The organism is Pseudoalteromonas xiamenensis (genome assembly GCF_030994125.1).
Classification (GTDB): Bacteria; Pseudomonadota; Gammaproteobacteria; order Enterobacterales; family Alteromonadaceae; genus Pseudoalteromonas; species Pseudoalteromonas xiamenensis_B.
Window position 1 is genome coordinate 3,480,849 of the sequence record NZ_CP099917.1, and the last position, 23,521, is coordinate 3,504,369.

The 23,521-nt window shown below is 43.4% G+C and carries 23 protein-coding genes and 2 tRNA genes; 15 read left to right on the top strand and 10 right to left on the bottom strand.

All coding sequences use genetic code 11. The annotated features are described in order from the left end of the window. Window positions 1-50: 50 nt before the first annotated feature. The gene (ilvC, locus tag NI389_RS16270; protein WP_308360881.1) at window positions 51-1,523 is read right to left on the bottom strand and encodes a ketol-acid reductoisomerase; all 1,473 of its coding nucleotides are present in this window, start codon (window positions 1,521-1,523) and stop codon (window positions 51-53) included. A gap of 114 nt (window positions 1,524-1,637) precedes the next feature. On the opposite strand from ilvC, the gene ilvY reads away from it, so the two are divergent. The 3 genes from ilvY to NI389_RS16285 all read left to right on the top strand — a co-directional run bounded on the left by ilvY (window position 1,638) and on the right by NI389_RS16285 (window position 3,554). Next, window positions 1,638-2,522, top strand: coding sequence for an HTH-type transcriptional activator IlvY (gene ilvY / locus NI389_RS16275; protein ID WP_308360882.1), 885 nt, complete (start codon window positions 1,638-1,640; stop codon window positions 2,520-2,522). 60 nt (window positions 2,523-2,582) lie between these two features. Then, entirely contained in the window at window positions 2,583-3,266 is a 684-nt protein-coding gene (locus tag NI389_RS16280; protein ID WP_308360883.1) for a response regulator transcription factor, read from the top strand. 108 nt (window positions 3,267-3,374) lie between these two features. Next, on the top strand, window positions 3,375-3,554 hold the full coding sequence (locus NI389_RS16285; protein ID WP_308360884.1) for a hypothetical protein: 180 nt from the start codon (window positions 3,375-3,377) through the stop codon (window positions 3,552-3,554). A gap of 28 nt (window positions 3,555-3,582) precedes the next feature. Here NI389_RS16285 and NI389_RS16290 read toward each other — a convergent pair whose 3' ends face one another. Together NI389_RS16290 and NI389_RS16295 are read right to left on the bottom strand one after the other, a co-directional pair. Continuing rightward, entirely contained in the window at window positions 3,583-3,867 is a 285-nt protein-coding gene (locus tag NI389_RS16290; RefSeq protein WP_208842978.1) for a hypothetical protein, read from the bottom strand. A 284-nt stretch (window positions 3,868-4,151) separates the two neighbouring features. Next, window positions 4,152-5,723 (bottom strand): cation:proton antiporter domain-containing protein, encoded by a 1,572-nt coding sequence (locus NI389_RS16295; protein WP_308360885.1) that lies wholly within the window; start codon window positions 5,721-5,723, stop codon window positions 4,152-4,154. A 193-nt stretch (window positions 5,724-5,916) separates the two neighbouring features. On the opposite strand from NI389_RS16295, the gene NI389_RS16300 reads away from it, so the two are divergent. After that, entirely contained in the window at window positions 5,917-6,660 is a 744-nt protein-coding gene (locus NI389_RS16300; protein ID WP_308360886.1) for a sporulation protein, read from the top strand. A 44-nt stretch (window positions 6,661-6,704) separates the two neighbouring features. Beyond that, window positions 6,705-7,154 carry a GNAT family N-acetyltransferase gene (locus NI389_RS16305; protein WP_308360887.1) on the top strand — a complete coding sequence of 150 codons (450 nt, stop codon included), beginning with the start codon at window positions 6,705-6,707 and terminating at the stop codon, window positions 7,152-7,154. Here the strand turns inward: NI389_RS16305 and NI389_RS16310 are convergent. The 6 genes from NI389_RS16310 to NI389_RS16335 all read right to left on the bottom strand — a co-directional run bounded on the left by NI389_RS16310 (window position 7,141) and on the right by NI389_RS16335 (window position 12,925). Next, window positions 7,141-8,481, bottom strand: coding sequence for a sodium-dependent transporter (locus tag NI389_RS16310; protein WP_308360888.1), 1,341 nt, complete (start codon window positions 8,479-8,481; stop codon window positions 7,141-7,143). The genes NI389_RS16305 and NI389_RS16310 overlap by 14 nt on opposite strands. Window positions 8,482-8,686: 205 nt before the next feature. Further along, the gene (locus NI389_RS16315; protein ID WP_308360889.1) at window positions 8,687-9,988 is read right to left on the bottom strand and encodes an ATP-binding protein; all 1,302 of its coding nucleotides are present in this window, start codon (window positions 9,986-9,988) and stop codon (window positions 8,687-8,689) included. 17 nt (window positions 9,989-10,005) lie between these two features. Beyond that, window positions 10,006-10,710 (bottom strand): response regulator, encoded by a 705-nt coding sequence (locus tag NI389_RS16320; RefSeq protein WP_308362579.1) that lies wholly within the window; start codon window positions 10,708-10,710, stop codon window positions 10,006-10,008. Next, complete coding sequence (locus tag NI389_RS16325) at window positions 10,710-11,117, bottom strand: DUF3019 domain-containing protein (RefSeq protein WP_308360890.1); 408 nt, start codon at window positions 11,115-11,117, stop codon at window positions 10,710-10,712. The genes NI389_RS16320 and NI389_RS16325 overlap by 1 nt, the downstream gene beginning before the upstream one ends. Further along, a complete protein-coding gene (locus NI389_RS16330) occupies window positions 11,107-11,904 on the bottom strand; it encodes a MipA/OmpV family protein (RefSeq protein ID WP_308360891.1) in 798 nt (265 codons plus the stop codon). Before NI389_RS16330 ends, NI389_RS16325 begins: the two co-directional genes overlap by 11 nt. Window positions 11,905-12,121: 217 nt before the next feature. Then, window positions 12,122-12,925 carry a hypothetical protein gene (locus NI389_RS16335; RefSeq protein WP_308360892.1) on the bottom strand — a complete coding sequence of 268 codons (804 nt, stop codon included), beginning with the start codon at window positions 12,923-12,925 and terminating at the stop codon, window positions 12,122-12,124. A gap of 95 nt (window positions 12,926-13,020) precedes the next feature. Here NI389_RS16335 and NI389_RS16340 point away from each other — a divergent pair, with 95 nt between their 5' ends. Then, window positions 13,021-14,190, top strand: coding sequence for a serine hydrolase domain-containing protein (locus NI389_RS16340; protein ID WP_308360893.1), 1,170 nt, complete (start codon window positions 13,021-13,023; stop codon window positions 14,188-14,190). Here the strand turns inward: NI389_RS16340 and yhbY are convergent. After that, complete coding sequence (yhbY, locus tag NI389_RS16345) at window positions 14,187-14,480, bottom strand: ribosome assembly RNA-binding protein YhbY (protein ID WP_208842988.1); 294 nt, start codon at window positions 14,478-14,480, stop codon at window positions 14,187-14,189. The two genes, NI389_RS16340 and yhbY, sit on opposite strands and share 4 nt — an antisense overlap. A gap of 87 nt (window positions 14,481-14,567) precedes the next feature. Between yhbY and rlmE the strand changes: the two genes are divergently transcribed. From rlmE to NI389_RS16390, 9 genes are all read left to right on the top strand, one after another. Continuing rightward, window positions 14,568-15,197, top strand: a complete 630-nt coding sequence (gene rlmE, locus NI389_RS16350) for a 23S rRNA (uridine(2552)-2'-O)-methyltransferase RlmE (protein WP_308360894.1) — start codon at window positions 14,568-14,570, stop codon at window positions 15,195-15,197. A 68-nt stretch (window positions 15,198-15,265) separates the two neighbouring features. Further along, window positions 15,266-17,179 carry an ATP-dependent zinc metalloprotease FtsH gene (ftsH, locus tag NI389_RS16355; RefSeq protein WP_308360895.1) on the top strand — a complete coding sequence of 638 codons (1,914 nt, stop codon included), beginning with the start codon at window positions 15,266-15,268 and terminating at the stop codon, window positions 17,177-17,179. 259 nt (window positions 17,180-17,438) lie between these two features. Next, window positions 17,439-18,287: a dihydropteroate synthase gene (folP, locus tag NI389_RS16360; protein WP_308360896.1), complete on the top strand. Its 849-nt coding sequence runs from the start codon at window positions 17,439-17,441 to the stop codon at window positions 18,285-18,287. Beyond that, the gene (gene glmM, locus NI389_RS16365; protein ID WP_308360897.1) at window positions 18,280-19,620 is read left to right on the top strand and encodes a phosphoglucosamine mutase; all 1,341 of its coding nucleotides are present in this window, start codon (window positions 18,280-18,282) and stop codon (window positions 19,618-19,620) included. The genes folP and glmM overlap by 8 nt, the downstream gene beginning before the upstream one ends. A 78-nt stretch (window positions 19,621-19,698) precedes the next feature. Further along, complete coding sequence (tpiA, locus tag NI389_RS16370; protein ID WP_308360898.1) at window positions 19,699-20,448, top strand: triose-phosphate isomerase; 750 nt, start codon at window positions 19,699-19,701, stop codon at window positions 20,446-20,448. Beyond that, window positions 20,449-20,796 carry a preprotein translocase subunit SecG gene (gene secG, locus NI389_RS16375; protein WP_308360899.1) on the top strand — a complete coding sequence of 116 codons (348 nt, stop codon included), beginning with the start codon at window positions 20,449-20,451 and terminating at the stop codon, window positions 20,794-20,796. It begins immediately after the preceding gene. A 30-nt stretch (window positions 20,797-20,826) separates the two neighbouring features. After that, window positions 20,827-20,911: transfer RNA gene (locus tag NI389_RS16380), tRNA-Leu, on the top strand. Between the two features lie 19 nt (window positions 20,912-20,930). Continuing rightward, window positions 20,931-21,015 (top strand) — tRNA-Leu (locus tag NI389_RS16385). A 234-nt stretch (window positions 21,016-21,249) separates the two neighbouring features. Then, a complete protein-coding gene (locus tag NI389_RS16390) occupies window positions 21,250-23,487 on the top strand; it encodes a TonB-dependent receptor (protein WP_308360900.1) in 2,238 nt (745 codons plus the stop codon). The last annotated feature ends 34 nt before the right edge of the window (window positions 23,488-23,521 follow it).

Sequence of the window (23,521 nt, forward strand, 5' to 3'; positions counted from 1 at the left end):
GCCCACTGCATAAAGCAAGTGGGCTTGGTTTCTAACAAGCGAACCGAATGTTAAACAATGCTTTTCATTGCTGACATATAGCCTCTAAGCGTTGTACCAATTACTTCCACAGGGTGACTGCGAAGCGCTAGGTTTACGCGAATTAATTTTTGGTTATCAACTTGATTCGTTGAATTTTCTAAGCCTTTACCAATGACGTCTGATTTGATAGTTGCCATAAACGGCTTAAGTAAAGGTAAACACGCATGGTTGTATAAGTAACAGCCGTATTCCGCAGTATCCGAAATAGTACGGTTCATTTCATACAGCTTTTTACGCGCAATCGTGTTGGCAATCAGTGGCGTTTCGTGCAGCGATTCGTAGTATGCAGACTCTTCAACGATACCTGCTGCTGTCATGGTTTCAAAGGCCAGTTCTACACCCGCTTTAACCATTGCCACCATCAAGATACCTTTGTCGAAAAACTCTTGTTCAGTAATAGCCACTGTAGCATTTTCTTGCTTTTCGAAGGCAGTTTCCGCCGTTTCAGCGCGCCAAGCGAGGAGTTTTGCATCGCCTTCAGCCCAATCGGCCATCATACCTTCAGAAAAATCACCACTGATGATGTCATCCATGTGTTTGTTATACAAAGGACGCATAATGCCCTTAAGTTCTTCACTTAAGTCAAACGCTTTAATTTTAGAAGGATTATCTAGGCGGTCTAACATGTGAGTAATGCCACCATGCTTCAGTGCTTCAGTGATCACTTCCCAGCCATATTGAATAAATTTTGACGCGTAGCCTGCATCAATCCCTTCTTCGACCATTTTGTCAAAACAAAGAATAGAACCTGTTTGTAACATACCACATAGAATGGTTTGCTCGCCCATCAGGTCAGATTTTACTTCCGCGATAAAAGACGATTTAAGTACACCTGCGCGGTGGCCACCAGTGCCTGCGGCATACGCTTTAGCTTGTTCAAGGCCTTTCCCTTCTGGGTCATTTTCAGGGTGAACAGCAATAAGCGTAGGTACGCCAAAACCGCGTTTGTATTCCTCACGTACTTCGGTACCTGGACACTTTGGCGCAACCATAATTACGGTAAGATCAGGACGCACTTGCATGCCTTCTTCAACAATGTTGAAGCCATGAGAATAGGCAAGCGTTGCACCTTGTTTCATCAGTGGCATGATAGCGCTCACCACAGAAGTATGTTGTTTGTCCGGCGTTAGATTAAGGACAAGATCTGCCGATGGAATGAGTTCTTCATACGTTCCAACGGTAAAACCATTTTCAGAAGCATTAAGATAAGATTGACGCTTTTCATCAATCGCAGATTGACGTAGCGCATAGCTAACATCTAAACCAGAATCACGCAGATTTAGGCCTTGGTTAAGGCCTTGAGCGCCACAACCCACAATCACAAGTTTTTTACCAAGCAACGCCTCTACGCCGTTATTAAATTCTTGTGGGTCCATAAATTCGCACTGCTGCAATTGCGCTAACTGTTCGCGCAAAGGTAGAGAATTAAAGTAGTTCGCCATGTTAGATCCTATTTCACAAAAGAAGAATTTGAACGACTCTGAGCATATAAGTCTTCTTTTCTTACGTAAAATGATATATTTAAAATATAATATTACATTTTGTGAAACGTAGCGATGGATCATAAGCATTTACAGAACTTCCTGGTGTTAGCTGAAACCCTTCACTTTGGACGAGCGAGTGAGCGTTGTTTTGTCAGTGCACCAACTTTAAGTCGACAGATAAAACAGCTCGAAGAAGAGGTGGGCGGGGCGCTTTTCTATCGTGATAACCGAAGCGTAAAGCTTACCGCGATGGGTAAAGCATTTGTTGGGTACGCAAAATCGACACTTTCAAATTGGCAACACTTTAAGAATGAATGTTTGGACGAGTCAGCCCCTTTGACTGGTGAACTCCATTTGTTCTGCTCGGTAACGGCGACCTACAGTTTCGTTTATGAACTCGTTTCTAAGTTTAGAGCTAAACACACCGAAGTTGAGTTGCATCTAACAACAGGAGACCCGGCACAATCGATAACACGAGTTCAAGAAGACAAGACGGATATCGCGGTAGCGGTCAAGCCTGCCACGTTAGCCGAAAATTTAAGTTTTCAAAGTCTAGGTCGCTCTCCACTTAGGCTAATAGCGCCAAAGGTGAGTTGTCCTGTACAACAACGACTTGAAGAAGGTGCGCCGGTCAATGAATTAGCATTTATTGTTTCCGAACAAGGCGTGCTTAAAACGCGGTTCGAGGCATGGGCTAAAAAGCGTCAATTTGTTCCCACTGTTTACGCGTACGTCGCCGGTCATGAAGCGCTGGTGTCACTCGTCAGTTTAGGGTTTGGACTGGCCGTTGTGCCGGAAGTTGTGTTGGAGCAAAGCCCTTTCAAAGAGAAAGTGAGCATTTTGCCGGTTGAGGATTTAGAGCACATTGATATTGGCTTGGTTGCACAGAAGCGACGAGTGAACGAATCCATCATGGCGGCATTTTGGTCCTGTAGCGAGGAAATATTTGGTTCATAAAGCCAGTATTCAGTCAACGAAAGTACACTGAGTTGAAAATAATTCAAATGAGTGTGCGTTATGACCAAAATTTTGTTTAATGAAAACAACACTGATGTGTTTAATCAATACAGTGCGTATTTAGCACGTTATGGGTTTGAAACATCTCAGCTTGTGGACCTGCAAGATTGGCAGCAATACTCCAACGCATCTATTGTAATCATCGACGGTGAAATTAAAGATCTCACTAAATGTTTGCCAGAAATACGTGGTCATTACCAAGGCGTGATTGTTGTATCAACAAAAGAAAGTGACGATGCAACGCAAATAATTAGTCTAGAACTGGGGGCCGATGACGTTGTCGCTCGCAGTGCTAAGCCGCGTATGGTGGCTGCAAAATTGAACGCGCTCTTACGTCGCATAAAATCTTCTGAAACAACCATCGACTCGAGCAATGAAACTATCCATATTGGTGGTCTAGTCGTCAATAAAATCAGCCGCAAAGTAGAGCTAAATGGATTGCGAGTGGGGCTCACCAGTCACGAATTTGAATTGCTCGTGATGCTTGCTCAAAACGCAGGACGTGTCGTTGATAGAAATACACTGTTTGAACAGATCTTAGGTCGTCCATATGATGGACTTGGCCGCAGTATTGACGTTCGAGTGTCGAAGCTGCGTAAAAAATTAGGGGACAATGAAGCCAGTCCTGAAATGATTAAAACGGTTTGGAAACAAGGCTATTGTCTGATCCCAGACGCTTTCTAGTCGTTATTATTCAATCGCAAAAGGAACAGCGCTCAAGAGGTTCCTTTCCTCTCTCTGACTACCTGTCATTGTTGTGCAAAAGTCACTTTAAATTCTTAAAAAGAATAAATGGAAAGTAGAGAAAAGAACGCTTTGCTTTGGTCGCAAACACACCGAGTCGCATCTCGCGCCTTTTTTACAATTTTTAACGATTTCGGGCAAAGAGATCAAGATTATGCAAGAGCACGCTGGAAAAAATTTGGATTTGGAGGAGGAAATAGGCTGGCGACGGGCATTGCCAGCCTATAAAGGGAGAGTAGGCTCCCAATTTTAAAAACTAGTGAACTGGGTAACGTGCTTTACGATGAAAACCAAGTTCGTTTAGCGTTGTAAGAATCGCAGGATCATCCAACCTTTCTGGCGTATCAGCGTCTCTTAAAAAGTGGTCTTTCGGAACCGCATGTAAGTCGAGCATTTTGTGGAATAACACGTTACGGATGTCTAACGCTGTCATTCCATTATCCTGAAGAAGGTCTAGCTGCTTTTGAATATCCGTGAACGGACTTGCTTTTACATCATCTACAACTGCGGTCAATGATAAAGTTGATTTACTTTTAAACATTGCTGCCCCCTTACATGTGAATTCGACTGAATACGTAGGAATGAGTTCCGATAAGAAAAAATTGATTTCTGTTTTAAAAATCGAGACTTACATGCCTTCAATAAGTTTAGTTTACTCTGTTTAGTCTGAGAATTGCCAATTTCGATGTAAAGGTTTGTAAATCAACTTGCAATCATTTTCTGTTTTAGAAACGCTGCTTTTTTAGGCGGGCAGATGTAACGTGTTGAGCATGAAATGAAAATTGTTCTCAGTACCCATGGTGGGTCTGAGAACAATTGTTTACGTTAACTAAAAAGTTTTTGTTTAACGTGTTCGGCGAAACCACTACCTGCTTCTAGGTAGAAGTTGTAAGTCGAATCAACGCCCAAATCTTCAAGCTCTTTTTGTTGATCTGGATAGTTTGCGATAGCGGTTACTTGACCTGCAAACCCTGACGCTTTGAGCTGTTCTAGGGCAAACAAGTTCTGGTTATGTTTGGGCATAGCCAACATGACCATTTCTACACTTGAGTGATTAATTCGTTGCCAAAAGTCAGGATCCGTTGCATCGGCTACGATAACGCGGCGACCACGCTCGGCATGTTTACTTACGACTTCTGCACTTATGTCTACGCCCGTTATCAGGCCGGGATGGCTTTGCTCTATGGTTTCGTACGCACCAGTGCCCACACGACCCATACCGAAAATCAGTACCTTTGCTTTTGGTAAACTAACGTTCATTTCTTCTTCTAATCGAGAGTCTGACTCAAACTTAAGTAACCAGTTTTCAATTTTGACATATATATCGTTGGAACGTTTGTTTAGCGGAGAAGCAATAATAAAAGTAATGGAGACGGCGATTGCAACAACGGCAAGCCACTCGCTTGTAATCAGATTTCCAGTTGCCGCTACGGCGCACACAATGAGTCCGAATTCAGAGTAATTGGCAAGCGAAAATGAACTGAGTAGAGAAGTACGAGCACGAAGATTAAAGATATTCATGAAGCCATAATAAATCGCGACTTTGATTGGTAATACAAGGACTAACAACACGGCTACCATCAGCGCTTCCCAACTCATGTGGGCATTCAAACCAATGTTTAAGAAAAAGCCCACAAGTAAAATATCTTTTACATTGAGTAAAGATTTTGAGAGTTCACCCGCTTTCTTATGCGGAGCGAATATCATACCAATAATGAGCGCACCTAAATCGCCTTTGAGTCCGGCAAATTCGAAGGCATGGTAACCAAGTACAAGCGCAAAGAAGAAGCCGAAAAGCGGAAGTAATTCACCGTGCTTTGAGCGATTTAAGATCCAAAACATGATTGGGCGTACGAGTGGCAATCCGATCAAAAGCGCGAGAGCCCAAATATTGGGGGTTTTACCGGTACTTACAGCAAGGAAAATCACCGCAAAAATATCCTGCATAACAAGAATACCAATTGCAATTTTGCCGTGGAAACTATTCATTTCACCACGTTCTTCTAAAACCTTTACGGCAAACACGGTGCTAGAAAAACTAAATGCGAACCCGATCAATGCTGCACTTTGCCAGCTCAATTCAGTAAATAAAGGCAAACTCAAAGACGCGAGCATTAAGCTGAGGCTCGTGAACAGGACGGTACTCACGATAATGTGCAATGTCGCAGGTGCCCAGACTTGTAATTTGGTCAAGGTGCCGACCTTCAATTTGAGGCCGATACTGAATAACAGCAACGTGACGCCAAGGTCAGCGAGTTGCGACAGCAGAGGGGTTGAGCTATACCCTAAGCCGTTTAATAAAAAACCGGCGATAAGAAACCCGATAAGAGGGGGTAGTTTTAGCTGGTAAACTGAGAAGCCGCAGAGGAACGCGACAGCGAAGAACAAGAGTTCCATAAGCCTTCCAAAGTAAATATTCCTAGGGTCAGTGTACCAAAACTATTTGATATATAAATTATATTCTCGTCTTAATTGATGAGCATTTGTTCAGAATATTTACTTTGATGTCATGAACAGCAAATTTTCGCTGACAAGCCAGAAAAAATGTGGTTAAGATGCAGAGAAAGGAACATTCTCGATAGGAGAGACGATGTTTAGAAAAGTACTCGCATCAGTTGGTATCGGTGCGGCGAAAGTAGATACGATATTAGAAACGGAACATTTACACCCAGGTCAAAAGTTTCAAGCGAAAATCCACATCATTGGTGGAAACGTAGCACAAGATATTTCCGGTCTACAGTTAGCCCTGATGACAAAAGTGAAAGTAGAGGGCGATGATGGCAGTTATTTTATAAACCACGTCATTGATAAATGGCGCATTGCAGAACAATTTACGATTGCACCTGGTGAAACGAAAATTGTCCCATTCGAAGCTCGTTTACACTCAGAAACACCTATTACTGAATTACCCACGGGTTTTAACCAAACGCATGTATGGTTAGAAACCGGACTTGATATTGATTTGGCAATGGACCCATCAGATAGAGACTACCTTCATATTTATCCAAATGATGCGGTCAAAACGTGTTTAATGGCAATGGAGAAGTTGGGTTTTGCCTTGGTAAAAGCCGACGTTGAAAAAGGTTTTCTTAACGCTAGTAACTTTCACTCTGTCTCAGGTTGTTATCAAGAACTTGAGTTTAGGCCTCAAACGCGCTCAATGTTTGGGATTCAAGAAGTGGAATTATCATTTGTTCCCGAAACACATCAAACCCATGTTCTGATTGAACTGGATAGAGCATTTCGTGGCGATGGATATGTTGATCTCACCATAGAACATGATCAGGTCAATTTGTCGCAGTTATGTGACCAGCTAGAACGGCTTTTCGCCTAATATCTTCAAGCCCAGCATTAGCTGGGCTTCTTCTTGGAGTTGACATGCAAACTATAATAACGAAATCCTTTTGTGAACTATCACTCGATGAACTCTATGAAGTGTTAAAGCTGCGCGTGGATGTTTTTGTTGTCGAACAAAACTGCCCATATCCTGAGCTCGACTCTGTAGATAGAGAGACAGAAACTCAACATGTAATGATATGGGAAAATAGCAAGCTTTGTGCATATGCGCGCTGCTATCGTAAAAAAGACAACACCTTTGCTATAGGCAGAGTTGTTGTTGCCGTTGAAGCTCGTGGACGAGGATTCGCTCAAAAGATTATGGATGAGGCGTTATCAGTGAGCAAAAACCAACAGGGTGTTACTCGCTGCTATTTAAGTGCGCAGGTGTATTTAAAGGGATTTTATGCATCGTATGGATTTATGGAAGTTGGCGAGGAATACTTAGAGGATGGTATTCCTCACCAAGACATGTCACTTACAGTGAGTTGAAAAACACCAACGCAATGGCAATTGGACATACAAACTTAATGTACCATGGCCATATTTTCCAAAACACACTGTGTTCAACATCGCCATAGCCCATTTGGATTTCAGTCAGGAGTTTATGGCGGCTCCACATCCAACCAACAAATATACAGCACAGCATGCCAATTAACGGCTGACCGAATTGTGTCGTAAGCGAAATGACAAAACCAAATAACGCACTGAAGTTAAAAACAATGACAAAGCTGATAATGGAGATGAGGCCACCAATAATCCAAGTGGCTTGCAGTCTATTCATACCAAAGTTTTCAACCGTATAGCTCACAGGTGCTTCTAACATGGAAATCGATGACGTGAGGGCTGCGATGCTCATCAAGGCAAAGAATGCCAATGCCACGAGGTAGCCGATATCGCCCATGCTATTGAAAAGGGCAGGCAATACTTGGAAAACAAGCGTATCTTCTGAAAGCAACGCGCCAGTTTCTGAGAAGATTTGCACGCCTTGCTCTTGGGCAACATACATCGCAGGAATAATAAGCAAACCTGCAACAAAAGCAATTAACACATCGATTAAGGTGACATAGGCACCAAGTGAAACGAGGTTTTCTTGCTTTGAAATATATGAACCATAAATGATCATCACTGACGTACCAAGCGACAGTGAGAAAAACGCTTGCCCTAATGCGCTTACGAGTAGATCCGGATTCAAAATTTGCGAAAAGTCTGGCACCAAATACGCTTTAAGGCCCGCCTCTGCACCATCTTGTGTAAGCACGTAAGCGATGAGTGCGGCCAAAATACCGAGGAGTGCCGGCATCAAGCGCTTAGACCATTTTTCAATACCGTTTTCAACACCTTTACTGATAATGGCGATGGTCATCATGATAAAGATTGCAGTGAAAATGAGGTCACGACCTAAAGATTGGGTATTTAGCCACGTTGCAGTCGCTGATAATTGTGAAATTTCGGCAATTGGGGAAAGTGTGGCAGACAACATCCAGCCTGCAACAATCGCATAAAAACTTAAAATCAAGCCTGCACAAATGATACCGCCGAAGCCGACAACAAAAGCGGCTTTAGGTTGATTTGGCGCGATTTTTTTCAAAGATGATACTGCATTAGCCTGTCCATGACGACCAATTACTAACTCTGCCATTAAAGCGGGATAGGCAAGACAGAATGCAAGGACGAGATACACCAAAACAAACGCAGCACCACCGTTACTCGCTGTTTGCGTTGGGAAGCCCCAAATATTGCCAAGACCAACAGCGGACCCCGCTGCTGCCATAATAAACCCAAAGCGAGAGCTGAACTCTCCGCGTACACTACTCATATTATTATATTTCTCAAATTCCTAACTGCGCCCACAATCTACTGGAAAAAAACGCAAATAAAAAGGCTTATTTTGTTTGATCTAAAGCAACGCGACATACAAAAAATCACTGTAAAGCAAGCTTTAACGCCAATTTGACTCAATGTATATTTTAACTTTTAAAAATCATTACGTTAGTGTCGATTGTATGCGTGTATTGCGAATTTTACAGTTTTCGAACAGGCTTCAATGGAAATGAAAAAACAAACTTAGCTCCGAGTAATTCATCGCTTTGTCCTACCGACACATCGCCATGATGCCAATCTGCGACCTTGGCGACGATGGCAAGGCCAAGGCCATAACTTTGTCCCTCGCGATTTCGATGAGTTTGTTCTCGATAAAACGGCTTAAATACTTGCGCCCAATTTTCTTTCGCGATCCCTTGTCCGTCATCTTCAACGGTAATAAAAATCTGGTTATCTTTAATAAAAGCGCTAAGCAAAATATGCTCTTTGGCGAAATCACAAGCGTTACTGATTAAGTTACCAATTGCTCGAGCAAGCCAATGTAAATCTGCGACAATAGGAAAGTTGACCGGACAGCTCACTTTTATTTGTACGTTGCGGTCTTTCGCTTTTGGCATGAGCTGGTCTGCCAATGAAGTAAGGTAGGGGCGGAGCGCCGTTTCTTCGAAATTTAATGCTTGTGCCTTTTGTTCAAGTGTTGCGAATGAAAGGTAACTTTTTAGCATTGCTTCCATTTGGTCTAAATCGTTCTCCATTCGTGTTAGATACGATTGTGCCTCGTCTAAACTTTCCGCGTCTTGCGCCGCATCGACACCAAAACGTAAACAAGCAACGGGAGTGCGGATGTCATGAGAGAGACTAGATGCCATCAACTTGTTTTCCGCCAGAAGTTTTTCGATTTGATTTGCCATGCGATTGAATGTGAGTTCAACATCCTTAATGTACGTAAAATGGTTTACTTCGATACGTGCAGAGAGGTCACCAGATGCAAATCGTTTGGCTACGTTGGTCAAAGCCGTGAGTCGCTTAGCAAGTGGTGAGAGGATAAACCACATAAACAGGCAGACACCTGAGTAGAACAGGAGGGTGAGTGCCATGTCGCTGCGTTCACTTGTGTCTTCTACTTTATCCAAACGAAATTCAAGGTAATCGGGTAATAAATCTGGTGTACTTTTCAATAGGTAGAAACCAGCTTGATCTTCAAGGATAAGTCCTTCAGGGTCGAGCATTGCCGTTTTGAGCTCTTTAGGTAGCGCGAGAGTTGTACCTTCTTTCAAACGTATGTCTATGTCGAATTCATTCGCTAAGGTTGCTGCTGTTTTCGCACGAAGCGTATTTGGAAGAGTGGAAACATGCGCGGCAACACCTGCCGCAATTTTGCTTTCCCAAGCGAAACGGTCTTCAACTTCTAATGTAGTCTGGCTAAAACTGTCGATAAGCCAGCCTAAAATCACGAGCGACAATATCGCGCTAGCAAGCAAATAAAGATAGAGCTTACGCAATCAACTGCTCCACACCGTTACCATGCACTCGGAACAAACAAATAGCCCTTACCCCAAATGGTTTTAATTTTTTCGGGGTTTTGCGGGTCGTCATTAAACTTTTTGCGCAGTGCTGAAATAAGAACATCAACGCTTCGATCCAGACCATCGTATTCTCGACCTTTAGTGGCTTTGAACACCGCATCACGAGAAAGTACTTCACCTGCATTAGAGGCTAAAAATGAAAGGAGTAGGTATTCTGACGTGGAAATATTGATTTCCTCACCTTTTAAAAGCACCTTACGAGCCTCAGTATCAATAATAAGCCCGCCAATGGCAATGGTTTTATTGTTGCTTTTAAGTGGTTCATTTTCAGCTGCTGGACGCATAGACGATTTAATTCGGGCGAGCAAAGCTCGAGGTCTTACAGGTTTGATAATGTAATCACTGGCACCCACTTCAAGGCCGATTACTTCGTCCATTTCTTCGTCTTTAGCGGTCATCATTAATATTGGTTTGTGATAAAACTGACGCAGTGAACGGCACACACTAATTCCATCTTGACCTGGCAACATGACATCAAGCAGTACAATATCTGGATTTAGTTTCTTCACTTCTTCGACTGCAAGGTCACCTCTTGGGCAACAAAAGGTCTGATAGCCTTGATTGGTGAGATACTCAGCAACCCACTGAGCGAGCGAAGCGTCGTCTTCTACAAGTAAAATCGTGCCGTAGTTTTCCATTAAAAAAGTCTCCATCGACGTTTCTTTTGTCGGTTCGTATAAACCCACTGTACCTGAATTTCTGCAGTTGCGACAGTGTGACCAGACTGTTGATTTATGAGTTCATAGGATTGCGTTTCAGTTTCATTAAATTCAAACCAAATCAGTGTTTTTAATTGATTTTCCCAACAGCCAATGAGTTGTTCCGTTTCTGTGTTACGAATACAGTATGAGCTTGCTTCTGGCGATTGCCATTGGAATGTCACCTCAGTGTAGCATGGCCGTCCTTCGCGAAGTGCAACGCAGATGTTTGGTTGTACTTCGAAAAGCGGATCGGAATCAGGCAACGAAGTATTATCCGCTTTTGTTTGTGGAAGAATAAACAGGGACAAGACCCAAATTTTTGTCGGGATCCACTTAAAAGACATATCGGATGCCTACCTTGGCTTTATGCTGATAAGGTTGTTCTACAAGCGGACTGTCTCCAATCCCACTTGAAAACCAAGTTGTAAGCCAGCCGCCTAAAAAGACCCAATGTCGACTGATCGGATACTCTGCGTGAAACTCAAATTGCATCGCAAAGGCATTTGATGCTTCAAAGACGGGACGAAACGCCCGAGCTTCTTCTGGAGTGACACCAAAATAGTAATTTGTATACGTTTTAGGGTAGTAACTCAGACCTACACCACTTCGAAACTCCCAGTTTTTCCATGGTCTAATGTGACTTATAAACGTTGAAACAATTAAACTTTGATGCGCACCCGCAATGTCGTGCAATATTTCAAGGTTAAGTTGAGTATCTCCATTCGTCCGAGTAAGGCGAAGGCCTGCGTCGTAATCGGCTTGTCGTGGCGTTATCCCCTCTAATTCTTTAATCAGTGGTCCAGAATAAATTGCACCACCGTATTCATCAAAACCGGACTGCAATTGCACCGCAATAATGTCCAAAGACCATGGCTCTGAGTCCAATAGTTTGTAGCCCAATACCGCGCCGCCAGTCAGTTGGCTTTGATCAAAATCGAGATAGAAATCGTTATAAGAAAGGGCTAGGTTGACGTTAAATTCAAGACCATTGTTGTCGCTATTCAAACCAACGAGAAATGGAGCTTCGTGGTAGTACTCTGCGCCAAACGTCCAGTCCCACAAAAAGCCATCGCTAGAGTCTAAATTATTGTCGGCGTACAAGCGATTGGAAGCTTGGCTAGTGAATGCCATGAGTAGCATTAAAAGACTAAAAAAACGGAGCAAAATGAACTGGCCTATAGGTCGAGCGATTTGACTTGTCCATTGTAAACAATGTCTTGTTTTTGGGTTGTAAAAAAATGTAAGAGGTCGTGTCACTCGGTAAGTGAACAAAGATTTAAGTAGACGTTTAAACGAGAGATGCAATTTTAAAGAGGAGAATGACCTTCTCCTCTTTTATGCATCGAGGTTACTTAACGTTGATTTTATCAATAAGTAATTTTGAGAGCTGCTTTTGCATATCCGCAGTGAGAGCACTCACTTCTGTTTCATTACACGCGCCACTTTGCTTTTGAAGTGGTGAAATGATTTCTTTAACTACATACTTTGGTACTTTTACTTGAGTTGAGCTTCTCGACTTGCGGGCTTCTTCTGTATTTTGCGACTCAACAAATTCAATAACTTGTTGCTCGTTCGATACTTGTTGTTCTTTACTAATTTGGAAGCGTAAGGGTTGGGCTTGGAAGCTTGCCGAGTCAATGGATGCTTTTGCAAACCAAACGACATCCGAAGATGTTTGGTGTGTTAAGCGCATGCTAACAGACGCCAGAATAGACTTACATTCCTTTTGTTGTGGTATGGAGCTTAATACTTCTAAGCGCTCAGCGTTACCCGAAACTTGCAACTGATACAGGCGGTCTTTTGCAAACTCCAAATCAAGTTGATGAATTGTGAGCACGTAATGGCCTTGGTTACCATCAACGATTTTCAACCCTTTGGCGGTTAAGTTTGAAACGATAAAGTCCTTTAATGTATCCGTTAAGCTGACTTTACTTGCACTTAAACTAACGGTATCACCACGCGCAATAGGGTGTGCAGGCAATTGTACGGATTTTACGCGCGCACTTTCAACGGGAGTGTTGTAAGCGACTTCGTATACGCGCTTAGCCAAAGGCGGTTTTTTTGGAATAGCCATTAATGGAGCCGGCTTTTGAGTTAATTGACAGCCAGAAAGCAAAAGCATCGCTAAAATTAAACTAAACCGAAAGGTCATGCACGTCCGCCTATGAGTTGAAAAAATGTCATTGTACGTGAGAAGTGAGCAAAGTTCATGTTACTATTGTGTCGATTTGTTTACTGTATCCGAACATGAAGTATCTGATTTTTATAACTTTACTATTCTCGACTCCACTCTTCGCAGCAACGAATATAGCGCCTGCGACCAGTTGGAAACAATTTCTAAGCGACTATTCTAAGCAGGTCGAGAGCAAACTTAAAGCAAAATCGGTGCCTGGGGCTGCTTTGACAATCGTGAGTGTGAGCAATCAAAACTTAGTGAAAGGGATAGGCGTTACACAAATTAAAAACGGTTCGAAAGTTGATATTCACACTCGATTTCGTCTTGCTTCCGTCTCTAAAACCTTTGCCGGCTCGCTTTCAGCAAAACTTGCGGCGGAAGGAAAATTGAAACTTGATGCTTTAGTATCCGACTATTTGCCATACTTTCATGGTTCCAATTATCAAACCTTGCGTGTTTACCATTTACTTAGCCATTCAAGCGGGTTAGTCCCGAATGCTTATGACAATTTAATTGAGTCTAGAATGCCTTATGAAGACATTAAGGCGCGATTGTTAAATGTTGAGGCCATTTGTGAGCCGGGCAAATGTTATGGCTATCAAAATGTGATGTTTAGCCTTGTTGGAGATGTGATTGCTGCAGCAACGGGCATTAGTTATGAAACATGGATCCGAGATTTCATTTTTGCCCCCTTATCCATGAAAGATGGAGGGATTGGTTACGATAACATGGTACGAGATGGAAATTATGCGCTCCCTCATGTTAAGGGTCGCAAGCGATGGCATACGGCTAAACTCAAAGCGAACTACTACAAGGTGTTACCTGCCGCAGGGGTCAATGCAAGTGCTGCCGATATGGAAAAATGGCTTGAAGCGCAGTTAGGGTTACAACCAGCGGTGTTACCACTTGATGGCCTGGTCAATCAACGTCGTCCGTATACGTTGACTAAACGAGAATTACGACGTCGTACATGGCGAAACTATGTGAATGACGCACATTATGGTTTGGGGTGGCGGATTTATGATTTTGACCAAGAAACTATTTATTATCACAGCGGATGGGTTCAAGGATACCGTACGGATGTGGTGATTATGCCACGTTTACAGATTGGGTTTAGCTTATTGCTGAATGCAGAAGCTGCTGTGCTGAACGAGTTGACGACAGATTTTGTTGAGCAGGTGCTCAAACGAGAACAAGAGTTGAACCGAAATTCGGCTCAACTCGTAGCAGAAGAAGATTAGCGTGGTAGCTGAATTTTCTTATCTGGTGTTTGGCGGAAAAGTACTACAATGTGGCCGATAGTCTGAATTTTCACGGCTTTTGATTCACGTACAATCGCTTCGATAACGAGTTTTTTCATTTCGCGATCTTCGCTTGGTACTTTTACTTTTACCAGTTCGTGAATGTCTAAAGCGCTGTCAATTTCAGCTAGTACACCTTCAGTGAGTCCATTCGCACCGAGCAATACCACAGGTTTAAGATCGTGTGCTAACCCTTTAAGGAACTGCTTTTGTTTATTTGATAATGTCATATTGGTACAATTTACTTTATAAATAGGCTTGAATAATCGTTATTCTACCGCCATCTAAACAATATTACTAATGAGTTAAACGTAAATATGGCTAATAAAAAGCACTCTGCAAGCTCGAAACGTTGGTTAAAAGAGCATTTTGATGATCCTTACGTACACGAAGCGCAGCGTAGAGGCTACCGTTCTAGAGCGGTTTTTAAGCTTGAAGAAATTCAAATCAAAGACAAACTAATTAAATCAGGTATGAATGTGGTTGACCTTGGTGCTGCACCGGGAAGTTGGTCACAGTACTTGGCAGAGCAAATTGGTGAGCGAGGTGAAGTCATCGCCTGCGATATATTGCCAATGGATCCACTCGCCGGAGTTGCATTTTTACAAGGTGATTTCCGTGAAGAAGCCGTGCTTAATGCGCTTTTAAAACGCATCGATGGCAAAAACATTGATGTGGTGTTTTCAGATATGGCACCGAATATGAGTGGAAACATGTCAATAGATCAAGCGGGTAGCATGTATTTGGTCGAACTGGCGCTCGACATGTGTCACCAAGTTTTGAAAAAAGAGGGTGCATTTGCGGTTAAAGTTTTCCAAGGTGAAGGTTTTGACCAATTTGTACAAAGTGTGCGCGATTGTTTTAAAACAGTAAAAATCCGCAAGCCAAAAGCGTCAAGACCACGTTCACGTGAGGTGTATATAGTGGCGACGGGCTATAAACTGTAGTACAGTGAACAAGAGTTTCAAGCAGATTTCATTATAATTGGATTAAAGAGGTTAACTCCTTGAGCGATATGGCGAAAAATCTCATACTCTGGCTGGTAATAGCGGTCGTGCTAATGTCAGTGTTTCAGAGTTTTAACGGTGGCGATCAAATCGATCGTCAAACTAGTTACACTCAATTTGTCAAAGAAGCACGCAGCGGGGCAATCCGTGAAGTGGTCATTGACCGTGGTACGTTAAGTGTTACCGGTGTAAAGAGCAACGGCGAACGTTTCCAAACAACAATGCCAATGTATGATCCAGATCTGCTTAACGATCTGTTACGTAATGACGTTAACGTCAAAGGTGTTCAACCTGAAGAACAATCGCTACTCGCGAATATCTTCATTTCATGGTTCCCAATGTTACTGCTTATTGGTGTATGGATTTTCTTCATGCGTCAAATGCAAGGCGGCGGTGGTAAAGGCGCGATGTCTTTCGGTAAGAGTAAAGCGCGTCTAATGAGTGAAGACCAAGTCAAAACGACTTTTGCTGATGTTGCTGGTTGTGATGAAGCGAAGGAAGACGTTACGGAGCTAGTTGACTTCCTTCGTGACCCATCAAAGTTCCAAAAGCTTGGCGGTAAAATTCCGAAAGGCGTGTTGATGGTGGGTCCACCTGGTACGGGTAAAACATTACTTGCGAAAGCGGTTGCAGGCGAAGCAAAAGTCCCATTTTTTACGATTTCAGGTTCTGACTTCGTTGAAATGTTCGTTGGTGTTGGCGCATCACGTGTTCGTGATATGTTCGAGCAAGCTAAGAAAGCTGCTCCATGTATCATCTTTATCGATGAGATTGATGCAGTAGGCCGCAAACGTGGTGCTGGCATGGGTGGCGGTCACGATGAGCGTGAACAAACGCTCAACCAGATGCTTGTAGAAATGGATGGTTTCGAAGGTAATGAAGGCATTATCGTTATTGCTGCGACAAACCGCCCTGATGTACTTGACCCAGCATTATTACGTCCAGGTCGTTTTGACCGTCAGGTCGTTGTTGGTCTACCGGATGTCCGTGGTCGTGAGCAAATTCTGAAAGTGCATATGCGTAAAGTGCCGTTGAACGAAAATGTTGATGCGGCAACGATTGCACGCGGTACACCTGGGTTCTCAGGTGCAGACCTTGCAAACCTAGTTAACGAAGCTGCATTGTTTGCTGCTCGTGGCAACAAGCGACTCGTCAGCATGGCAGAGTTTGATGCGGCAAAAGACAAAATAATGATGGGTGCAGAGCGTCGTTCAATGGTAATGAGCGAGCAAGAAAAAGAAATGACAGCCTACCACGAAGCAGGTCACGCTATTGTTGGTCGTTTGGTTCCTGAGCACGATCCTGTTTATAAAGTGTCAATTATTCCTCGAGGCCGTGCACTTGGTGTCACTATGTATTTGCCAGAACAAGACCGCGTAAGTCACTCTAAACAACACTTAGAGTCAATGATTTCAAGTCTTTATGGTGGCCGTTTAGCTGAAGCGATTATTTACGGTGAAGACAAAGTGACGACGGGTGCGAGCAATGACATCGAACGTGCGACAGAAATTGCCCGTAAGATGGTCACTCAGTGGGGTTTAAGCACGAAGTTAGGTCCACAGCTTTACATCGAAGAAAGCGGTGAAATGTACATGGGCGGTGGTTCTTCAAGAGCTTCGGCGATGTCAGATGAAACGGCTAAACTTATTGATGAAGAAATCAAATCAGTTATTGATCGTAACTATTCACGCGCAGAGCAAATTCTAAAAGACAACATGGATATTCTGCACGCAATGAAAGACGCATTGATGAAATATGAAACGATCGATGCGGCTCAAATTGATGACTTAATGGCGCGAGTTGAAGTCCGCGAGCCTCGTGACGCCCACGATAAACGCACGACAAATAAGCCTTCGTCAAGCAGCGAAAATGCAAAGCCTGTTTCAGAAAATACGGAAACCAAGCTTGATGATAACCTGTAACAAGCGTTAGAATAAGCAATCTTCAAAAGCCCCGCTCAGGGGCTTTTTTATAGCAAAGCGTTTAATGGAATGAGTTAGGTCATTTTTCATTGACACAGTGAAATCGAGTAAACGAAGAGAGCGACATTAAACAAAGAGGTAAGATGTTGCATATTCTTATTCTATTACTTAGCGACAGTGTCTTCGTCAAGTGGCGACAGTGCCGAGTTTTTGATAGGTACCTAAACAGGATGTTTACACTTTAGATTTTTAGGTGATTATGTTTACTTTGCAATTACCCAGAGGTAGAACACTTAGCCTCGCACGCCCTATTGTGATGGGCATACTGAATGTGACTCCTGATTCGTTCTCAGACGGTGGCAAGTTCAATCAAATCGACAACGCTGTCAAACAGGCACTTACTTTGCTCGAGGAAGGGGCACAGATTATTGACATTGGTGGCGAAAGTACGCGACCAGGTGCACCTGATGTTTCCTTACAAGATGAATTGCAACGTGTCATTCCAGTTGTCAACGCAATTAGAGCGGTTTCAGATTGTGTTATCTCAATAGACACGAGTAAACCTGAAGTCATGGAGCAGGCAATTGAAGCTGGCGCTGATATCATTAATGATGTTCGTGCACTCCAAGAAGTAGGCGCTTTAGCGGTGTTGGCTAGGTATCCTGATGTACCAGTTTGCTTGATGCATATGAAAGGAGCTCCAAGAACGATGCAAGCCGCTCCTCATTACGACAATTTATTGGCTGAGATCCATGCATTCTTGGAAGTGCGAATAGAAGCCTGTATTTCAGCTGGTATTCAACGAGAGCGAATTATTCTTGACCCTGGTTTTGGCTTTGGCAAAACCCTTACCCATAACTTTGGTCTGCTTGGTGAATTTGATGCTTTCGAGCGTCACAAACTCCCTTTATTGGCGGGATTGTCTCGCAAGTCAATGTTTGGCCAATTATTAAATCGTGACGCGAATGAGCGATTGGCAGCAAGCCTTGCTGGCGCCATGTTGTGTGCCCAGAAAGGCGCGCACATCATTCGAGTCCATGATGTGAAAGAAACAGTTGATGTTTTAGATGTATTACATGCCGCGTGCAACGGAGTAGAGCATGAGTAATAGAAAATATTTTGGTACGGACGGTGTTCGTGGCCTTGTTGGGGAATTCCCAATTACCCCTGAATTTGCCCTCAAATTAGGTTGGGCTGCAGGAAAAGTACTTTCAAAACAAGGTACCAAAAAGGTCATTATTGGAAAAGACACGCGTATTTCGGGTTACTTGCTAGAAACGTCGTTAGAAGCTGGGCTCATTGCTGCAGGTATAGACGTTGTCTTGTTAGGCCCTATGCCGACGCCTGCCGTTGCCTATTTAACCCAAACTTTCCGCGCCGAAGCAGGCATTGTTATTAGTGCCTCTCATAATCCTTATCATGACAACGGGATAAAATTTTTTAGCGGTAAAGGGACTAAATTACCTGATGAAGTTGAGCTGCAAATTGAGGCTATGATTGAACAGACTATGACATGCGTAGCTTCAGACAAATTGGGCAAAGCGCGTCGATTAGAAAATGCTGATGGCCGCTATATCGAATTCTGTAAAGGCCAATTTCCCAAAGAGCTGTCGCTAGAAGGTTTAAAAATTGTTTTAGACTGCGCGAACGGCGCGACGTATCACATCGCACCTGCTGTTATGCGTGAGTTGGGAGCAGAAGTAATTTGTCATGCTTGTACTCCTGATGGCGTAAACATCAATTTAGAATGCGGCGCGACTCACGTAGATTCGCTGAAACGCAAGGTACTAGAACACAATGCTGATGTTGGTATTGCGTATGACGGTGACGGTGACCGTGTGATGATGGTTGATCATCAAGGTCGCGTATTTGACGGTGATGACATTGTTTACATTATCGCAAATCAAGCCAACGAGACTGGCCAACTAGGTGGTGGTGTGGTCGGTACCGTGATGTCGAACATGGGTCTTGAAAATGCGTTGAAAGAGCGCGGTATTGAGTTTGCTCGTTCAAAAGTGGGTGATCGCTATGTTCTTGAACTGTTAAAAGAAAAAGGATGGAAAATCGGTGGCGAGAGTTCAGGTCACGTACTGAATTTGGATTTGATTGCTACAGGTGACGGTATTGTATCAAGCTTGCAAGTACTCGCTGCAATGGTCGCACAAAACAAGACACTTCATGATCTTCGTGACGGCTTTACTAAATACCCAATGAAAATGATTAATGTTCGTTACCCTCAAGGAACGGATCCGACAACACACGAAGCAGTTCTTGCCGCAGTGGCAAATGTGGAGCAAAAGTTGGCCGGAAAAGGGCGTGTATTACTGCGTAAATCGGGGACTGAACCGGTGGTCCGAGTAATGGTTGAAGCGCTTCAAGAGAAACAGGTGATCGATTTTGCAACGGAAATTGCTAAAGTTGTTGAATCTGTGAGCAGCTAATTGAAAACTATAAAAATCTTCTTGTAACTTAGGACGAGTTTAGCTAGTATCTCGTCCGCTTAACGTGCGGAGCTAACTATGACGCAGAGAAAGCGAATTGTCGCTGGTAATTGGAAAATGAATGGCAATTTAAGCCTAATAGAGACATTTTCTAGCACAATTCAACCAAAAGAATTTCCAGGTGTAGAAGTTGTTGTTTTTCCTCCATTTCCACTGCTATTGAACGTAGCAGCGAAAGGACTTAAAACAGGCAGTCAGACTGTTTCAGAACATGATGCTGGAGCCTACACTGGTGAAGTCGAAGCGAAGTTAGTCGCAGAGCTTGGCGGTGAGTACTGTCTTGTTGGTCACTCTGAGCGCAGAACGTTATACAAAGAATCAAATGAAGTACTCGTGGCAAAATTTGCCAAAGCACAGGAAGCTGGATTAACACCCGTTTTGTGTGTTGGTGAAACAGAGTCAGAGCGCGAAGCAGGTTTGACCGAAGAGGTCATTGCTGTGCAGCTAAATGCGGTAATAAACCAATTAGGTGTAGCGTCGCTCGAAAACTCTGTGGTAGCATACGAGCCCGTTTGGGCTATTGGGACAGGTAAAACTGCCACGCCTGAGCAAGCACAACAAGTGCATAAATTTATTCGTGAGTTGATTGCGCAATCTGATGCGTCTCTCGCGGCTAAACTACCGCTACTTTATGGTGGTAGTGTAAACGACGAAAATTGTGATTTATTATTCGCACAACCAGATATTGATGGTGGCCTAATTGGTGGCGCAAGCCTAAAACCAGAGGCTTTCAAACGTATCTGTGAAAGTGCAGTAGGGAATGTGTAGATGTACGAAGTATTATTAGTCGTCTATTTAATTGTTGCTTTAGCCCTGATCGGAATGGTGTTAATTCAGCAAGGTAAAGGCGCAGACATGGGTTCGTCATTCGGCGCGGGCGCTTCAGCAACCGTGTTCGGTTCATCAGGTGCTGGCAACTTCATGACGAAAACAACAACGATTTTAGCGACAGTGTTTTTCGTACTTAGCATTGTTCTTGGTAACCTAACTGCCGGTCAAATTAAAAAGACTGACGAGTGGGAAAACCTACAAGCACCAGTTTCGACAGAGCAGGCAGCGCCAGCTTCTGACGTACCGGTTAGCGAAGAGAAACCAGCTACAGACGTTCCTAACTAAGAAAGAGAACGTTAAAAAACAACTAATTACGCAGATGTGGTGGAATTGGTAGACACGCTATCTTGAGGGGGTAGTGCTTTCGGGCGTGAGGGTTCAAGTCCCTCCATCTGCACCAAGTTGTTTTATTGAGATTTGCGAATGTGGTGGAATTGGTAGACACGCTATCTTGAGGGGGTAGTGCTTTCGGGCGTGAGGGTTCAAGTCCCTCCATTCGCACCAATTAAAAAAAGGCCAGCTAATTGCTGGCTTTTTTGTTTTTGTCTCGTGAATTGAAACGATTAGTCGACAAAATGGGAAATTATAATTTATTTATTCAAATTTGTAGAAAAGATGATTATAATACCCTTCCAGAGGAAAGATGCGTCAGCATCTTTTTTTATGCCTGAAACAAAGTGCAATTTGTTTCAACATGCTTTTGCATGAACACACGGTGATTTTTCCTTTGGAGATAGTATGAATTCAGTTTTCCCTCGTCGAGGCCTAACTGCCATTTCGGCTGCCATTTTAACCGCGCTTACTATGCCTGCTTCAGTACTTGCTGCTGACAACGCAGAAGCAAAAAATAACGTATTCGAAAAAATCGAAGTTACCGCGCGTAAACGTACAGAAAGCCTGTTCGAAACCCCAACAGCCATTACTTCAATCAGTGAAAACACCATTGAGAAAGCCAATATCGGTAATCTTGATGACATTGGCAAGTATGTTCCAAATCTAAATATTACACGTTACGGTGTGGGTAATGCGGCGCACGCATCTGTATTCATCCGTGGTATTGGTCTTCAGGACCACATCATCACGACGGATCCAGGCGTTGGTGTATACGTAGACGGCGTTTACTTAGGTCGTCAGATGGGTTCTAACCTTTCATTACCTAACATTGCGCGTGTAGAAGTACTACGTGGTCCACAGGGCACACTGTATGGCCGTAATACGCTAGGTGGTGCGGTAAATGTCATCACAAAACAACCTGGTGATGAAGACATTGCAACCGTACAAGCAAAAGTTGGTTCACGTGGCCGTCTTGCAACGGACTTGTACGCAAACACGCGTTTAAATGATGAGCTTAGCTTCTCTGGTAGCTTGTCTTACAAACAACGTGATGGCGTTGGTACAGCTATCAATCTAGCGAATCCTGAAAAAGAAATTGGTGAAGAGCAAGAAGTGAGCGGACGTGTTGCATTCAAATGGCAACCAACCTCAGATTTCTCTTTGACTGCTTCGTTTGATGCGGTAAACAATGAGTCAGGCCAATCTCCATACACAATCGAATTTACGGCTCCACTTGATGCAAATGACCCGTTTAATGGTGATTTCCCGCTACTAACACCGGATATGCTACCAAGTAACCCAGACGACCTAGCTACAACCGTTGCGGGTATCGAAAGTACAGATTTTTCTGGCTGGGGTTCTGCGATTACTGCAGAGTGGCAGCTAGATGATAATTACACCGCGAAATTTATTACCAGCTACCGTACGTCTGATTACACAGGTGGTTTGGATGATGATGCCGTTGCATTAAATCTATCTGAATTTCCAGAAGAGGGTGGCGCAGACCAATACTCGTTTGAACTTCAACTTAACGGTTCTTTCGATAACATGGATTTTGTATCTGGTCTTTATTACTTTAACGAAGACGGATTTACTAAATCTGGTCCATTCGTATTCAGCCCATGGAACACGCCTAACGGCCTACTAAACGATGGTACAACAGCCTCGTTTGGTGACTATGGCTATTTCGACGTAAATCAAGAAACTGATGCTTATGCGGCGTACGTTAACGTAAGTTATAGCTTAAGTGATGCACTTAAAGTCGGTGGTGGTCTTCGCTATTCGGAAGACAAAAAAGCGGCGAACGCATTGTTCCCGAGTTTTCCTGCACGCAAATACGAAACGGCTAACTTCAATGAAGTTACGTGGGACATGAACGCGTCGTATCAACTAAATAATGATATGAACGTGTATGCTCAAGTCCAAAAAGGTTATCAAAGTGGTGGCTTCCCACCACGTCCATTTGGTGGCCCAGCTCAATTCGTGTCGTTTGAAGAAACGAAAGCAATTAACTACGAAGTTGGTTTCAAAGGTCAAGTACACGAGCGTGTTTCAATGATGTTGGCGATGTTTGTTACTGATTACACCGATTTGGCACTGCCATTTAATGACCCAACAGCGGGTGGTGGTTTTGTTACAATCGTGGAAAACGCAGGTGAATCAAAAGCTCAAGGTATTGAACTTGAGACTACCGTCGCAATTACAGATGATTTTTCAATTCGCTCAGCGGTAGGCTACTTAGATTCTGAAATCACAAAAGTAGACGACGGTGTTCTTGGTATTGGCAAAGGTGATTCACCAGCGTTAACGCCTCGTTGGACAGTGATGATTGCCCCATCTTATTTCTATGATTTGGATAGCGGCGCAACGATTGCGTTTAACGCAAACTACTCGTATCGCAGTGATATGCAAGGTCAGTCAGTATCTCGCCCTAGCGAGAAAATTAAATCGCGTGAGTTATTCGGCTTCAACTTGTCGTACACAAACCCATATGGCGATATGGAAGTCACATTATACGGTGAGAATATCTTTAATGAAGTGTATGACGTTGGTCGTTTACAACAAAGTGGTTTTGTTGGCGTAATGCGCAGTAATGATCGCAGCGAATTTGGTATCAAATTCAAGAAAGAATTTGAACTGTAATTTCACACTAGCCTAAGACGATAGGGAGCAACGT